This is a genomic window from Microbulbifer thermotolerans (assembly GCF_001617625.1).
Lineage (GTDB): Bacteria > Pseudomonadota > Gammaproteobacteria > Pseudomonadales > Cellvibrionaceae > Microbulbifer > Microbulbifer thermotolerans.
In genome coordinates, this window is record NZ_CP014864.1 from 2,023,506 (window position 1) to 2,037,824 (window position 14,319).

General features: G+C 56.4%; 15 protein-coding genes. 2 read left to right on the plus strand and 13 right to left on the minus strand.

What is annotated here, in order from left to right:
* Positions 1–10: 10 nt before the first annotated feature.
* Both prpB and A3224_RS08520 read right to left on the minus strand, forming a co-directional pair.
* Positions 11–889, minus strand: a complete 879-nt coding sequence (prpB, locus tag A3224_RS08515) for a methylisocitrate lyase (protein ID WP_067153415.1) — start codon at positions 887–889, stop codon at positions 11–13.
* Between the two features lie 9 nt (positions 890–898).
* Positions 899–1,582, minus strand: coding sequence for a GntR family transcriptional regulator (locus A3224_RS08520; RefSeq protein ID WP_175487748.1), 684 nt, complete (start codon positions 1,580–1,582; stop codon positions 899–901).
* 299 nt (positions 1,583–1,881) lie between these two features.
* Here A3224_RS08520 and A3224_RS08525 point away from each other — a divergent pair, with 299 nt between their 5' ends.
* A complete protein-coding gene (locus A3224_RS08525) occupies positions 1,882–2,406 on the plus strand; it encodes a DUF2062 domain-containing protein (protein ID WP_067153417.1) in 525 nt (174 codons plus the stop codon).
* Between the two features lie 29 nt (positions 2,407–2,435).
* Here the strand turns inward: A3224_RS08525 and A3224_RS08530 are convergent, their stop codons facing one another.
* The 4 genes from A3224_RS08530 to A3224_RS08545 all read right to left on the minus strand — a co-directional run bounded on the left by A3224_RS08530 (position 2,436) and on the right by A3224_RS08545 (position 7,469).
* Positions 2,436–3,707, minus strand: a complete 1,272-nt coding sequence (locus A3224_RS08530) for a lipoprotein-releasing ABC transporter permease subunit (RefSeq protein ID WP_067153419.1) — start codon at positions 3,705–3,707, stop codon at positions 2,436–2,438.
* Complete coding sequence (gene lolD / locus A3224_RS08535; protein ID WP_067153421.1) at positions 3,700–4,449, minus strand: lipoprotein-releasing ABC transporter ATP-binding protein LolD; 750 nt, start codon at positions 4,447–4,449, stop codon at positions 3,700–3,702. The genes A3224_RS08530 and lolD overlap by 8 nt, the downstream gene beginning before the upstream one ends.
* 95 nt (positions 4,450–4,544) lie before the next feature.
* Positions 4,545–5,786 carry a lipoprotein-releasing ABC transporter permease subunit gene (locus A3224_RS08540; RefSeq protein ID WP_067153423.1) on the minus strand — a complete coding sequence of 414 codons (1,242 nt, stop codon included), beginning with the start codon at positions 5,784–5,786 and terminating at the stop codon, positions 4,545–4,547.
* Positions 5,787–5,837: 51 nt separating this feature from the next.
* Positions 5,838–7,469 carry an alpha/beta hydrolase gene (locus A3224_RS08545; RefSeq protein WP_067153425.1) on the minus strand — a complete coding sequence of 544 codons (1,632 nt, stop codon included), beginning with the start codon at positions 7,467–7,469 and terminating at the stop codon, positions 5,838–5,840.
* Positions 7,470–7,622: 153 nt separating this feature from the next.
* On the opposite strand from A3224_RS08545, the gene A3224_RS08550 reads away from it, so the two are divergent.
* Entirely contained in the window at positions 7,623–7,919 is a 297-nt protein-coding gene (locus A3224_RS08550) for a hypothetical protein (protein WP_067153427.1), read from the plus strand.
* A gap of 396 nt (positions 7,920–8,315) precedes the next feature.
* Here A3224_RS08550 and A3224_RS08555 read toward each other — a convergent pair whose 3' ends face one another.
* The 7 genes from A3224_RS08555 to A3224_RS08585 form a co-directional block, all read right to left on the minus strand.
* Positions 8,316–8,780 (minus strand): thioesterase family protein, encoded by a 465-nt coding sequence (locus A3224_RS08555; protein ID WP_067153429.1) that lies wholly within the window; start codon positions 8,778–8,780, stop codon positions 8,316–8,318.
* Positions 8,777–10,174 carry a Si-specific NAD(P)(+) transhydrogenase gene (sthA, locus tag A3224_RS08560; protein ID WP_067153431.1) on the minus strand — a complete coding sequence of 466 codons (1,398 nt, stop codon included), beginning with the start codon at positions 10,172–10,174 and terminating at the stop codon, positions 8,777–8,779. Before sthA ends, A3224_RS08555 begins: the two co-directional genes overlap by 4 nt.
* A 284-nt stretch (positions 10,175–10,458) precedes the next feature.
* A complete protein-coding gene (gene nqrM / locus A3224_RS08565; protein WP_067153433.1) occupies positions 10,459–10,707 on the minus strand; it encodes a (Na+)-NQR maturation NqrM in 249 nt (82 codons plus the stop codon).
* A complete protein-coding gene (locus tag A3224_RS08570; RefSeq protein WP_231902327.1) occupies positions 10,704–11,630 on the minus strand; it encodes an FAD:protein FMN transferase in 927 nt (308 codons plus the stop codon). The genes nqrM and A3224_RS08570 overlap by 4 nt, the downstream gene beginning before the upstream one ends.
* Positions 11,631–11,791: 161 nt before the next feature.
* A complete protein-coding gene (gene nqrF / locus A3224_RS08575) occupies positions 11,792–13,015 on the minus strand; it encodes an NADH:ubiquinone reductase (Na(+)-transporting) subunit F (protein ID WP_067153434.1) in 1,224 nt (407 codons plus the stop codon).
* An 18-nt stretch (positions 13,016–13,033) separates the two neighbouring features.
* Positions 13,034–13,642 carry an NADH:ubiquinone reductase (Na(+)-transporting) subunit E gene (gene nqrE, locus A3224_RS08580; protein ID WP_067153436.1) on the minus strand — a complete coding sequence of 203 codons (609 nt, stop codon included), beginning with the start codon at positions 13,640–13,642 and terminating at the stop codon, positions 13,034–13,036.
* Between the two features lie 2 nt (positions 13,643–13,644).
* A complete protein-coding gene (locus tag A3224_RS08585; RefSeq protein ID WP_067153439.1) occupies positions 13,645–14,316 on the minus strand; it encodes an NADH:ubiquinone reductase (Na(+)-transporting) subunit D in 672 nt (223 codons plus the stop codon).
* Positions 14,317–14,319: the final 3 nt, after the last annotated feature.

Genomic DNA, 14,319 nt, shown 5'->3' on the forward strand with positions numbered 1-14,319 from the left:
ATCGCAGTATTTACTTCTTAAACAGCTCGTCCAGCTTCTGCTCGAAGTCGTGGTAATTGAGATAGCTATACAACTCTTCGCGAGTCTGCATAGTCTCAACCACGGCCTGTTGGTCGCCGTTTTGCAAAATACTGGTATAGACATTTTCCGCGGCCCGGCTCATAGCGCGAAATGCGGACAGTGGATACAGAACAATGTCCGCCCCGGATTCCCCCAGTTCTTTGGCGTTGTACAACTTTGTTTTACCGAACTCGGTGATATTCGCGAGGATGGGCACATTTAGGGCATCCTTAAAAGCACGGTAGTGCGACAGCTCGGTAACCGCTTCGGCAAAAATGCCATCGGCACCCGCTTCAATGCAGGCTTGTGCACGGTCGATTGCAGCCTCAAGCCCCTCCTGTGCGAAAGCATCGGTGCGGGCCATGATAAAAAAGTCATCATCCGAACGTGCATCCACTGCCGCCTTGATACGGTCGACCATTTCTTCCTTGGAAACAATTTCTTTATTGGGGCGGTGACCGCAGCGTTTCTGAGCCACCTGGTCTTCGATATGCACAGCTGCGGCCCCGGCGCGGATCATCTCCTTGATGGTGCGGGCGATATTGAAAGCGCCGCCCCAGCCAGTATCTATATCCACCAGCAGTGGCAGGCTACTGGCCGCAGTGATACGCCGCACATCCTCGAGCACATTGTCGAGACTGGTCATTCCCAGGTCCGGCAAGCCGTATGACGCATTGGCAACACCGCCGCCGGACAGGTAAATCGCCTTGTGGCCAATGCGCTCCGCCATGATGGCCGCGTAGGCATTGATGGTGCCCACTACCTGCAGCGGCTTGTTTTCTTCCAGTGCGCGGCGAAAACGAGCGCCGGGGCTAAGTTTCTGCTTCATGGGTCTACCTCAGTTATCTTGTGTCAGTTTCTGTTCGATATTGTGCCGGGAAGCGCGGATGTGCCGGCGCATCAGAAGCTCGGCCAGCTCACCATCTCCCGCCTCGATGGCTTCGATAATATGGCTGTGTTCACGGAAAGCCCGCTTGGCCCGGGGGCTGGGCATTCCCAATTGATAGCGGTACATGCGTACACGGTGGTAGAGCCGGTTGCACAAAGTATCGATCAGCAGTTGATTCTTGGAGGCCTGCACAATGCGAAAGTGGAAATCGAAATCGCCCTCCGGCTGGAAGTAAGCCTTGCCTGCCTGCAACTCTTCCTGCTGCTCGTGGCGGTCCAGCATTTGCTGCAATTCCGCCAAGTCCTCGTCACTGCGATGCGCCGCCGCCAGGCGGCAGGCCATGCCCTCCAGCGCCTCCCGCACCTCATACAGTTCCAACAGGCCCCGCTCGCTCAGTTCCACCACCCGTGCCCCCACGTGCACGCGACGCTCGAGCAGCCCCAGGGACTCCAGGCGCATCAGCGCCTCGCGCAGGCTGCCGCGGCTGGCATTAAAGCGCCGTGCAAGTTCCGGTTCACTGATTTTGCTCCCGGCCGCAATGCGCCCTTCGACAATTTCACCACGCAGGGTCACAAACAGGCGCTCCGCCAGACTCTGACTTGTCCCCGGTACCCGCAGCTGCGCACCTTTCACACTTACCTCTCTCAATCGGCTCTTAATTGTCGACAACTTTAATCCAGAAAGACCATAAACCAGGAAAAAATGTAGGTCAATAGCGTTCAACACCTGCAAAGTGTTGACAATCAGTGGAAATAACTGACCTTTGGGCGAGTGGTAGTCTTGTAACAACGAAGGGGGCATAATAGCGCCCGCGCCGGCACGCCCCCTCGCGCAGCACCCTATGCTTAGATAGGCCCGGGGGAAAGGTGTGTCACGCTGTTTGACACTTTGTATTGGCGATTAAGGCTGCCAGTATCCGGATTGATTGAATTATGCCGAAGAGTTTTATCAGGCGATGGCTGCCTACACCAGAACAGGTTCGCGCTAACAGCGGCCTGAAGTTTCTCGGCACTCTTCTACACGACCCCAACCTTTTTCACCTGAACCGCCACTCGGTTTCTGTGGCCTTTGCAGTAGGGGTTTTTACTAGTTTCCTGCCGTTGCCCGGGCAAATGGTCATCGCCGCCCTACTGGCATTGTGGTTCCGTTGTAACCTGCCGCTTTCAGTCATTCTTGTTTGGATCAGCAACCCGGTAACCATGCCGGCAATCTTCTACAGCACCTACAAGCTGGGCGCCTGGATACTCGGCACACCGCCGCTGGACTTCAAAATAGAGCTTTCCTGGGAATGGCTGACTGAAGAGATCGGGAAAATCTGGCTACCGCTCTTTTTTGGCTCACTACTGGCGGGCGTTTTCTTTGCGACTGTGTCTTACTTTGCGATGCAGGCGCTATGGCGCTGGCATGTGGTGAAACGCTGGAAAATGCGAATTAATCGGCGCTCCACCGCCAATTGAACTCTCCGTCTCTTCTCTCCCTTCAAATCTCACTGTTCATTGCGCAATGCCGCCGCTGGCTGAACGCGGCTCGCCTGCAGCGCCGGATAGAGTGTCGCCAAAAGACTGAGTAGAAAGCCCGCGCCCACCACCAGTGCCACATCGCCCCACTGCAATTCGGATGGCAGATAATCCACCGGATAGACATCGGACTTCAGAAATTGAATGCCAAGCAGAGACTCCAGTCCCGCCACCAAATCAGTGACTGTCAAGGCACCCATGATCCCCAACAGCCCGCCGAACAAAGCGCCGACCAGTCCTACCAACGCGCCCTGACTGACAAAAGTCAGCAGAATCTCCCGGGTACTGGCACCCATAGTGCGAAGTATGGCGATATCGGCGTGCTTATCGATCACGACCATGACCAGGGTGGACACAACATTGAAAGCGGCGATGGCAATAATGAGTAAAACCAGCAATCCCACCAGATTGCGGGACATCTGTATAGCTTGGTAGAGGTTGCCGTGGGTGCTACTCCAGTCAGTACCGTAGAAGCCCTGCGCCGGCAGATCCTTGAGCAGTCGGCGCAATGTCCAGTTGGCTGCCAGCATCTCCTGAAAACGCAGCTGCACCCCGGCACCACTACCACCGCCCGCCAGAGCCGAGGCCTGATCCCAGGAAACCAGTGCCAGTGATTGGTCCAGCTCTGTTCCGGAGTGGAAGATATCCGCCACCACAAACCCAGCCAGACGCGCGGCATGCCGCCCGCCTGCTTCCTGCTCGCCGTCGGCGTTGCTCGGCACAATCAGGGATAAATGTTCACCTACCCGAACATCGAGTTTCTCTGCAATCCCCTTGCCGAGAACTATCCCAGGCTCGGCGGAGTCCGCCAACGCATTGAAGGCTGCGGGGGTCACAAAGCGGTCAATGTTTGACACGCGGACGATCGTATCGGGATTAATACCCTGCACCAAAAGCGGCGCTACCGCGCTGCCCTGACGGGCCAAAGCGTTGATCTGCCACACCTCCGCGGCAGCTACCACCTCGGGGTCGGCAGCCAACTGATCGCGTACCGCTGGCCAGTCAATGTCCGGAGCGGAATTATAGATAGTGGCGTGAGGCATAATTCCAAGGATCCGCTCGCGCAATTCCCGGTCAAAACCGTTCATCACCGACATCACCACAATCATCAATGCCACGCCGAGAATCAGACCGACCATCGACAAACCGGAAATAAAGGACACCAGGCCGCCGGTATCTCCATTGCGGCGCTGAGCGCCGGCGTAGCGCAGGCCGATAAAAACGGGCAGAGGCTTAAACACGGTTTTCCCCGGCGTGTTCCAGTTTGCCGTCTATCAAATGCAGACAGCGGTCCAAAGCGGCCGCCAGGTCCGGGTCGTGCGTAACGATGACAAAGCTAATGCCCATCTCCCCGTTCAGCCTCTCCATCAGCTTGTGGATCTCTTTCGCAGTGGCGCGATCCAGATTGCCGGTGGGTTCATCCATCAAAACACAAGCGGGCCTGGTCACCAGCGCCCTGGCGATGGCCACCCGCTGTCGCTCACCGCCGGACAACTGCGATGGCTTGTGGGTCAGGCGCTCACCGAGCCCCACCGCCCGCAGCATCTCCGTCGCTTCTTCACGCGCACGGGACACCGCCTGTTTACCGATCAACAGAGGCATAGCGACATTTTCAAGCGCAGAGAATTCGCCCAGCAAATGGTGGAATTGATAGACAAAGCCCAAACTGCGGTTGCGCAGCCAACCGCGTTGGTTTGCGTCGAGCTCGGAGAGATTTTGATCCGCGACCCACACCTCGCCAGAACTGGGGGTATCCAGCCCGCCTAGCAAATTCAGCAGTGTCGATTTGCCCGAACCAGAAGCACCCACTATCGCCAGCTTTTCACCGCGTTTTACTTCCAACTCAACGCCGCGCAATACCTCCAGCTCACGGTTGCCCTGCCGGTAGCTCTTGCGCAAGCCGCGACAGGCGAGTACGACGTCGGCGCCGCCGGTATTGACGGGCACAGCCTGCTCGGTATGGATTTCCACTTGGCTGTTCATTAATTCAATTCACTTTTTGGTTGATCTTCACACTGACCTTCTCGTCCGCCCTGCGTTCATTGGGCACCCGAGCATTTGCTGGCCACCGTGGCTGTTTATTCGTACCGCAAAGCTTCCGCCGGCTCTATTTGTGCCGCGCGCCAGGCCGGAAAGAGCGTTGCCAGAAGGCTCATCAGCACCGCGGCGGTGAGTACCACAGCGGCATCGGAGGCGCGAAATTCCGAGGGCAAAAAGCTGACAAAAAATACTCTTGGGTCGAAAATCTTCGCGCCCAGAAGATTTTCCGCCCAGCTGACTACGTCCGTCAGATTCAGCGCGATCAGGATCCCCAGCAACGCACCAGCTAAAGCGCCGATTATTCCGATGGCGCTGCCCTGCACAACAAAAATTGACATTATTTGCCTGGAGGTAAGTCCGAGCGTGCGCAACACTGCGATGTCCGAACGCTTGTCGGCCACCATCAGTACAAGTGCGGAAATGATATTAAAGGCTGCCACAGCAACGATAATCATCAGCATCAAAGTGACGACGGTTTTTTCCATCTTCACCGCCTGAAAGAGGCTGCCCTGAGACAAGCTCCAGTCTTCCCCCTTGAAGTCCTCGCCCAGTGCCTGTGCATAAGCGGATACACGTCCCAGGGCATTGTCCATGTCGTCGAAACGCAGCTGCAGCCCCTGCACTTTACCCGGCATACGCAGCAGTCGTGCCGCATCGTCCAAGTGCATTAGGGCCATGCTCTGGTCCACCTGGGCGCCCACGGAGAAAACTCCGGCCACGGTAAATCGCTTGGTGCGGGGGAAAATGCCGGCCGGCGTTACCACAACCTCCGGCAGGGTGAGCACCACGGTATCCCCAGGAATCACGTTCAACTTCCGCGCCAGAATACGGCCGAGCACAATGCGGTAACCGCGCGACTGCAGTGCGTCCAGGCTGCCCATCATCATGTGCTCGCCCACCTCAGACACGCCGCGCAACGCCTTCGGATCCACTCCTTGGAACTCCACGCCATGGCTGGTCCCACCGGCACTCAGAAGAGCGAAACCGCGCACAAAGGGGCTCGCCGCCTCCACGTGCGCCTGCCGTTCCAACTGTTGCGCAACACTGCGCCACTCTTCCAGACCGCCATCCTTCTCGATAAAGCCATGGGGTACAACACTGAGAATGCGGGTTTTGAGCTCCCGGTCAAAACCATTCATCACCGAGGTCACCACGATCAGGGCCATAACGCCCAACGCCATGCCCAGCAACGAGAAGCCGTTGATAAAAGAGATAAACTGCCGGCGACGGCGGGCGGCCACATAACGCAGGCCAATAAAGAGAGGGACTGGTTTGATCATAGGCGTGATTTAAGCGGAAAAGTGGCGGGAAATCCAAATATTTCCACACATTTATTTCGCATTGAACTTGGCCAGCCGGTCCCGCAACCGCCGCAGGTCCACTTCGCCCCACCCGTCCGGCTCCGTCAGTGCCAGCCACGCGCGTACATAGTCCGCCGGCGCATAGCTGTGTCCGAAGCCCATGGGCGCAGCACCCGCGTGCATGTCCGCCGCCAACTGAAACATTGTCACAATCGGATACCAGTGCAGGTCCGGCGATACATCCGGCGCCCGCGGTTGCTCCATCCAGTCGGGCCTGCGGTACAGTGCGCGGGGATCAAAGAAAACGATGGGATCGCTGCCGTGCTGCAGATAGGCGAGGCGAAAAGCCCCCCAGGGCAACCCGCCCTGGTCGTAGCCGCCGAAATGATTGCCAAAGCGAACCACTGCGCCGTCGCGGAACACCGGCAGCCATGCCGGTGAGCCTGGATCGCGGTGTGCGGTCACCATCCGCCAGGTATCGCTGCGAAACGGCGGGCCGGCCCATAGGGCGCCGTCGAAGGGGTCATCAATAATGTCGTAAAAATCGAATGAACGGTCGGAGTTGAGGGCCCCCAGGCTGAGGCCGAACAAATAGAGCCTGGGCCTTGCGTCCGCCGGCATCTGGCGCCAATGTCCATAGACCGCACGAAACAGCGCCTGCGCAGACTCCCGGCCGTAGGCATTCTCCGTCATCAATGCGATCGGACTCGGCAGATAGGAATACTGGGCCGCGACACTCGCGATATCTCCCCGGTGTAAAAACTCCACCGAATTGATGGCCCCAGGGTCCACCCAACCCGTGCCCGTGGGTGTGATGAGAAGCAGTAGAGAGCGCTCAAAAGCCCCCACCCGCTTGAGTTCTTGCAAAGCCAGCTGCGCGCGCTCCGCCAGCGTATCCGCCGCGTTCAACCCCACGTACACACGGATCGGTTCTTTCCCCTCACCGGCCACCGCTGCAATATCTGCCGCGGTGGGACCCAGTGCCAAGTAGCGCCGCCCCTGATGCCCCATATCCCGCCAGCGCAGCAGAGACTGGGCGCTACCGGCCTTCATCGGATCCTGTGGCGCGGCCAACTCCGGTTCCATGCCCGCATCCAGCTGCTGGTAAATGGAGTCCACCGTGCGCAGTGCGGCACTTAACAGCAAGTCGTTGATAATCCCCCAAAACAGCGCAAAGGCGGCAACCAGCCCCAGCAAAATGGAAACCCGCCGAGGAATCAGTCTTTCCAGCTTTTGCGTCAGGAAAATGTAGGTGCGCCGAAATAACTTCGCAATGAGCAGAATCGCGAGAAAAAATGCCAGCGCCACCAATGACACAGTGAAAGGCCTTTCGCCAGAAACCGCTTCCAGGCCCATCAGCGCGCGGACAGTATTCTGCCAGTGGCTGGCACGAAAAAGAAAGGCCAGCGCTACGAACATGCAGACCCCGCCTGAGATCAACAGTAACCACCGCCTGACGCGCCGTCCCGGCAGCGGCAGGCCGAGAAAGAACCACAGCCAGCTGAGTAATACGCCAACAGCGTAGCCTGCGGCCAAAGAAACGCCGGATATACCGCCTTGGACGATGTCACTGCGAGGAATCAGAGAGGGCGTCAGGGAAAGGGCAAAAAAGAGACTGCCAAGCAGCAATCCTGCTGGGGAAAAAAAGTGTCCACGCCGCATCCCTACCACCTGGGGGTATTCCTTTTGTCTACAGAATAGACGCAAGCCGCGCTGGGGACGTACCACACGCAAAAAACGTGAATAAATCCAATTGTTTCGGCACAATATCTGCTTTAATTGGCGACAACCAAGAATAATCCCGGAGAAGAATCCATGGTTATCAGACTCCGCAGCCGCATTCCCCTCCTAATCAGCGCCGCCGTCCTCTCCCTGTCGTTTGGAGCGCGGGCGGAAAGCCTGCAAGTGCCCGTCGGCGCCCAGGGAAGTGAAGTGCACGTCGAACAGCTGCGCGGCCTGAAGAAAGATCAAGTCAACGCCCGTCTAGGCGAGCCGCTCAGCATAGAGGGCCCCGTGGGTGATCCTGCCATCACCCGCTGGGAATATCCGGACTTCTACGTGTACTTCGAGTGGGACGTGGCGCTGCATACCGTGAAGAAGCACCGCGGTTAACCCGCGCCCTCTTCTGTTTGCCCCTGCTGCGCGGGCGCGGGACTGCACTCCCGTGCCGGCGTTACCAATTCTCTGCTCGGATCAAGCCCGCCGGCCCCGTCCAGTCATTCTACAGCAAACAATTTCCTCCACCTGGGCGTCAGCTGAATGGTCTACACCCAGGGTAAGCGGTCCCACATTGCATGCGACGCTAGCGCCTGGCACAAATCCTCGACAAGTGTTTCAACAATTTCTCGGTATAGATAAATTCGCGCGCAACCCGTGCGACCTTTGATGGCATAGCATTTGTTCGCATCGCCGAAGATGAATTGGAGAGAGAAAACGCGGCTTCCCAAGGACTAGACTAAAAACTTTCGCGCAATGGCGGGCGGAAGGAATCACACATCTTAATGTGGGTCAGTAAAGATAGGTTGCAGTACCGGTTGCAATCAGCTCACCGGCGTCGTTAACAAGCTCCATCCGCGCCACCACCAGCTTGTTACCCGTACGCAATATGCTGCCCTGGCAAATGAAGTGTTGTCCCCTGCCCGGCTTTAAATAATCCACCCGCATATCCACAGTTCCCAGCTTCGACAAGCGCTCGGTCTTCTCCCGCCAGCTGATATCCCCCAGGCGCTGGTAGGCGGCCACCATAGCGGTAAGACCACCAACGGTGTCGAGCGCCGTGGCGATCACACCGCCGTGCAGGATATTTTTCCACACATTACCGATCAATTCCGGGCGCAGCTCAAAAGACGCCGAGAGCCTGAGCGCTTCCAGATCCAGTTCGCGCATTTCCAGCCCTATCTGACGGTTAAAGGGGATCTGCTCAAAGAACCCCTTAACCAAATCGCGGAATTCACCGGGAGAAGGTTCACTCACAAGCGCATTACCCTATTGAGCCCATCCAGGGCGGCACTGCGGTACGCCTCAGCCATAGTCGGGTAGTTGAATGTAGTATTAACAAAATAGTCAATTACATTATTCGGCGCAGGTTGCTTCATGATCGCCTGTCCGATATGCACAATCTCCGCCGCCTCTGCGCCGAAGCAGTGAATACCGAGGATCTCGTGGGTATCAATGTGGAAAAGAATCTTCAACATACCCACCCGCTCACCGGAAATCTGCGCCCGGGCTGTGTGTTTGAACAGAGCGCGCCCCACTTCGTAAGGCACCTTGGCATCTGTAAGCTCGGACTCCGTTTTTCCGACCGATGAAATCTCCGGCAGTGTGTAAATACCCGTGGGCGCATCCTCGATGATTCGATGGCCTCGGCCGGCTATCGCGGCCGCCACAGCGCGACCTTGGTCATAGGAGGCGCTGGCGAGACTGGGCCAGCCGATCACATCCCCCACCGCGTAGATATTCTCCACTTCCGTGCAATAGTGCTCATCGACAGCCAACTGGCCGCGGTGATTGGCCTCCAAACCGATATTTTCCAAGCCCAGTCCGCGCGTATTACCGGTGCGGCCGTTGCTCCAAAGCAGCGCGTCGGCATGAATTCGCTTACCGGATTGCATTTCCATAATCACGCCCGTATCGCTAGGCACTACCCTTGCATACTCTTCCTTGTGACGCACGGTGACGCCCATGTCGCGCAGGTGATAGCTGAGCGCGTCGGAAATCTCGTCATCGAGGAACTCCAGCAGGCTACCGCGGGTATTGATCAAATCCACTTTGACACCAAGACCAGCAAAGATGGAGGCATACTCACATCCAATCACGCCAGCGCCATAGATCATAATAGAGTGCGGCGTATGCTGCATTTCCAGGATGGTATCACTGTCGTAAATACGCGGGTGAGAGAAATCGACATCGCCGGGGCGATAGGGACGCGAGCCCGTGGCAATAACAAACTTCTCCGCCGCAATCGTCTCGGTGGCGCCATCGGGCAACAGCACTTCCAGTGTTCCAGCATCGCGGAAACGGGCTTCGCCAAAAATCAGCTCGACACGATTGCGCGCATAAAAAGCGGTGTGCATTTCCACCTGATAGTTGATGACTTTATTGACAGTGCGCATGACCTGCGGAAAGGTTAGACGGCGAGGCTCACCCAATGCCCGGAAAACACTTTGCGTGTTGTAGCGCATTAGCTGCTTAACCGCGTGCCGCAGGGCCTTGGACGGAATTGTGCCTTTATGTGTACAGTTCCCCCCCGCCGCAGGCCGCTTTTCGATCACCGCCACGCGCATGCCTTTCTTGGCGGCGCTCATCGCTGCCGCTTCGCCAGCGGGACCAGAACCGATTACTACCAAGTCGTATTTTTGATCTGCCATTCAATTGCTCTGTCAACTTTTGTCGCTTGCTACGGCAACTGGAACCCAGTTTGAATGTTCTCTACCGCAGGCTCGCAAGTACCACTAATTGGGAACCACTGATGAATTGAAATAAGCGTTGCCATTGGTTTCGGGGCGCTAAGACAATAGGGTTACCTCAAATTGGAAATACCCATCCCATCACCTGAGCTTTTCATTTGGCCCCGATGACGTTTAACCACCAGATAGTGAATTCCTCAAAGGTTCCATAGCCAGGATCAGGAACAATCAGCGCCCGCTATACCTTATCGCACATTCTCACCCGGGCCGACCGCTGTCGCATCATAAGCCAGCTCAGTCCGTTTGGCTTGGCGCTCCTGCTCCTTTTTGCATTCATCGTCATTGCCGCCGCAGATCTCACAGCCATCTTTCAGACCGAGACTATTCAAACCGCCGCAAGAGCCCTTTAGCGGCTTGTTCTGAAAAATTGCACCCAGCGCCATACCGGTAACAATCAGCAGCAGGGCCACGAAAGCTAAAACAAATACCATCATGATTCAGACTTCTCCAGGTAGGGGGCAAAAGCGCTGCTGTAACGCTCTTCGAACCCTTTATCAGTTTTTACCAGCATAAATACGGCGAGATTTTCCCGCTCGGCCAACTGTAACCCCGCCTCAGCACCGAGTACATTCAGAGCTGTCGCCAAACCATCCGCTTCTGCACAGTCGTCTGCGATTACGGTAACTGAGGCCAATCTGTGTTGTAACGGACGACCAGTGCGCGGGTCGATACTGTGCGCGTAGCGCACTCCGTCGCGCTCGTAATAATTGCGGTAATCGCCACTGGTGGCAACGGATTTGCCACTGATCGCAATTGGCCGCTGCACTACGCGTCCTGACGGATCGGGACTTTCGATACCGATGCGCCAATCCAGACCTTGCGGATTCTTGCCCCGGCTACGCAGCTCACCACCTATTTCCACCAGATAATTGCGAGCGCCCCGGGCTTCCAGCAACAGCGCAACACGATCGACACCGTGGCCCTTGGCAATAGCGGACAGGTCAATCTCAACCGGACGGCTTCGTGTAATGCGATCGGGATTGCGCTCAACGGTCAGCGCATCCGACCCTATCTGTGCCAGTAGTGTCTCTATCTCCACAGCAGTCGGTATTTGGTCGGGTTCCGGCTGAGGACCAAAACCCCAGAGATTCACCAACGGGCCGACAGTGATATCAAACGCGCCGCTACTGCGCTGGTAAATATCGAGTGATAGCGCTACAACATCCGCGAGGGGAGCACTGACCGGTACCGCCTCACCGACCGGCCCACGGTTAAAACGCATCAGCTCGGAATCGTCGATATAAGTCGACATTTCCTGGTTAACCCGCACTAGCTCCGCATCGATCTCCTGCTGCAGCCCAGTCTTATCCAATGTCGCAGGCACATCGACCAACGTTATGTGGTAGCTGGTTCCCATCGTGGCGCCGCTCAGCCGCCAAACCTGCGGTGCGGGGGTACAACCGGAAACCAATGTCGTTATTACGACCGCTCCAAAAAGCAAAAACAGGGTCCGAATAGCGGACCCTGTTTTTATGGTTGTCGGCACTTTCAATGCAGTTTGCAATCTGGACACTCCGATCAGCCGCCGAAGTCATCCAGGAGGATATTTTCATCCTCAACGCCCAGATCCTTGAGCATATTGATCACTGCGGCGTTCATCATGGGCGGTCCGCACATGTAATACTCGCAGTCTTCCGGCGCCGGGTGGTTTTTGAGGTAGTTCTCATAAACCACATTGTGAATAAAGCCAGTGTAGCCGGTCCAGTTGTCCTCGGGCTGCGGGTCTGAGAGAGCCACATGCCACTCGAAGTTATCGAACTCTTCCTGCAGCTTGTCGTACTCGTCCTGATAGAACATTTCCCGCAAAGAACGCGCACCATACCAGAAGCTGATCTTGCGCGTGGTTTTCAGGCGCTTGAGCTGATCGAAGATATGAGAACGCATTGGGGCCATACCCGCGCCGCCACCGATAAACACCATCTCGTTGTCGGTATCCTTGGCGAAAAACTCACCAAATGGACCGTACACTTTGATTTTGTCACCCGGCTTCAGGCTGAAGACGTAGGAGGACATCTTGCCCGGGGGGATTCCCTGAGTACGCGGAGGCGGAGTTGCGATACGGATATTGAATTTCACAATACCCTTCTCTTCTGGATAGTTGGCCATGGAGTAGGCTCGTACTATCGGCTCGTCCACCTTGGACTCGAGATTGAAGAAGCCAAAGTGCTCCCAATCACCCCGGTACTGCTCCTCAATATCAAAGTCGGAGAACTTCACGTGATGGGGAGGCGCTTCCAGCTGTACATACCCCCCCGCGCGGAAGTCAACATTTTCACCTTCCGGCAAACGCAGGGTCAACTCTTTAATAAAGGTGGCCACGTTGGGGTTGCTTTCCACAGTGCACTCCCACTGTTTCACCCCGAAGACCTCCTCCGGAACCTCGATCTCCATATCCTGCTTCACGGCGACCTGACAAGAGAGGCGCTTACCCTCTTTGGCATCGCGCGGCGTGAAATGCGCAGCCTCAGTGGGCAGCATATCGCCACCGCCGGATTTCACGATACACACACACTGGGCGCAGCTGCCGCCCCCACCACAGGCGGAGGCCAGGAAGAGATTGTTCGCCGCCAGTGTCTGCAGCAGCTTGCCGCCAGCGGGCACCGTGAGGGTCTTTTCCCCATTGATCAGAATGTTGACGTTGCCAGTGTTCACCAAGCGTGAGCGGGCGACGAGAATAACCGCCACCAGCGCCAGCACGATCAGGGTAAACATGACTACGCCGAGGATAATTTCAATATTCATGCTATCGTGCTCCCCCGCTTAGATGTCGATGCCGCCGAAAGACATGAAGCCCAGAGACATCAGACCTACGGTGATAAACGTGATACCCAGGCCTTTCAGACCATCGGGCACATCACTGTACTTCAGGCGCTCGCGAATTCCGGCTAGAGCGGTAATTGCCAAGGCCCAGCCGAGACCGGCACCGAAGCCATAGGCCACACTTTCACCGAAATTGTATTCACGCTCCACCATGAACAGAGAGGCCCCCATAATGGCGCAGTTCACAGTGATCAACGGCAGAAATACACCCAGCGCGTTGTAGAGAGCGGGGACATATTTATCCAGGAACATCTCCAGGATCTGTACCAAAGCGGCGATAACGCCGATATAAGACAGCAGGCCGAGGAAGCTCAAGTCCACGTCTGGATAACCGGCCCAAGCCAGAGCACCATCTTTCAACAGATAGGTATAGATCAGGTTGTTGACCGGTACCGTCAGGGTCAGAACAACGATAACCGCCACACCCAAGCCAATGGCCGCTTCAATTTTCTTCGATACGGCCAGGAAGGTACACATACCGAGGAAGAAGGCCAGCGCCATGTTTTCCACAAAAACGGCGCGGATAATCAATGAAATAAAATGCTCCACGATCAGGCCTCCTGCGCTTGTGCCGGTAGAGGTTTAGTGTTGGGCGCAATTTTGAACTCATCCTGTTCCACCTGACCCGGCTTCCAGGTGCGCAGCCCCCAAATAATCAAACCGATCAGGAAGAATGCGCTGGGCGGCAGCAGCAACAAACCGTTGGGCTGATACCAGCCGCCATTGCTGACCGTTGGCAGAATTTCAAAGCCGAACAGTTTGCCTGCTCCGAAAAGCTCGCGGATGGTCGCCAGAGTAATCAGCATGGCGCTGTAACCGAGGCCGTTACCGATGCCGTCCAGAAAACTCGCCACCGGCGGGTTCTTCATAGCAAAGGCTTCCGCCCGCCCCATCACAATACAGTTGGTAATGATCAGGCCAACGAACACTGACAGCTGCTTGGAAATGTCGTACGCAACAGCCTTGATGATCTGGTCAACCACAATTACCAGAGAGGCGATCAGAGTCATCTGCACGATAATGCGGATGCTGTTCGGAATCTGGTTGCGCACGGTGGATACCGCAAAGTTCGAAAAGGCGGTTACCAGGGTCAGCGCCACACACATTACCAGTGTCACTTTCAGTGAACTGGTCACCGCCAGCGCGGAACAGATGCCGAGGATCTGTAGCGCGATGGGGTTGTTATTGAAAATCGGATCGAACAGAGTCTCTTTCAGTTTCATCGC

Coding starts and splice junctions, on each gene's coding strand:
- A3224_RS08570 (WP_231902327.1), bottom strand. CDS start 11,630: ATGGGAACCAGCTACCACATAACGTTGGTCGATGTGCCTGCGACATTG.
- A3224_RS08540 (WP_067153423.1), bottom strand. CDS start 5,786: ATGATCAAACCAGTCCCTCTCTTTATTGGCCTGCGTTATGTGGCCGCC.
- A3224_RS08545 (WP_067153425.1), bottom strand. CDS start 7,469: ATGCGGCGTGGACACTTTTTTTCCCCAGCAGGATTGCTGCTTGGCAGT.
- prpB (WP_067153415.1), bottom strand. CDS start 889: ATGAAGCAGAAACTTAGCCCCGGCGCTCGTTTTCGCCGCGCACTGGAA.
- A3224_RS08525 (WP_067153417.1), top strand. CDS start 1,882: ATGCCGAAGAGTTTTATCAGGCGATGGCTGCCTACACCAGAACAGGTT.
- sthA (WP_067153431.1), bottom strand. CDS start 10,174: ATGGCAGATCAAAAATACGACTTGGTAGTAATCGGTTCTGGTCCCGCT.
- nqrF (WP_067153434.1), bottom strand. CDS start 13,015: ATGAATATTGAAATTATCCTCGGCGTAGTCATGTTTACCCTGATCGTG.
- A3224_RS08585 (WP_067153439.1), bottom strand. CDS start 14,316: ATGAAACTGAAAGAGACTCTGTTCGATCCGATTTTCAATAACAACCCC.
- A3224_RS08550 (WP_067153427.1), top strand. CDS start 7,623: ATGGTTATCAGACTCCGCAGCCGCATTCCCCTCCTAATCAGCGCCGCC.
- nqrM (WP_067153433.1), bottom strand. CDS start 10,707: ATGATGGTATTTGTTTTAGCTTTCGTGGCCCTGCTGCTGATTGTTACC.
- lolD (WP_067153421.1), bottom strand. CDS start 4,449: ATGAACAGCCAAGTGGAAATCCATACCGAGCAGGCTGTGCCCGTCAAT.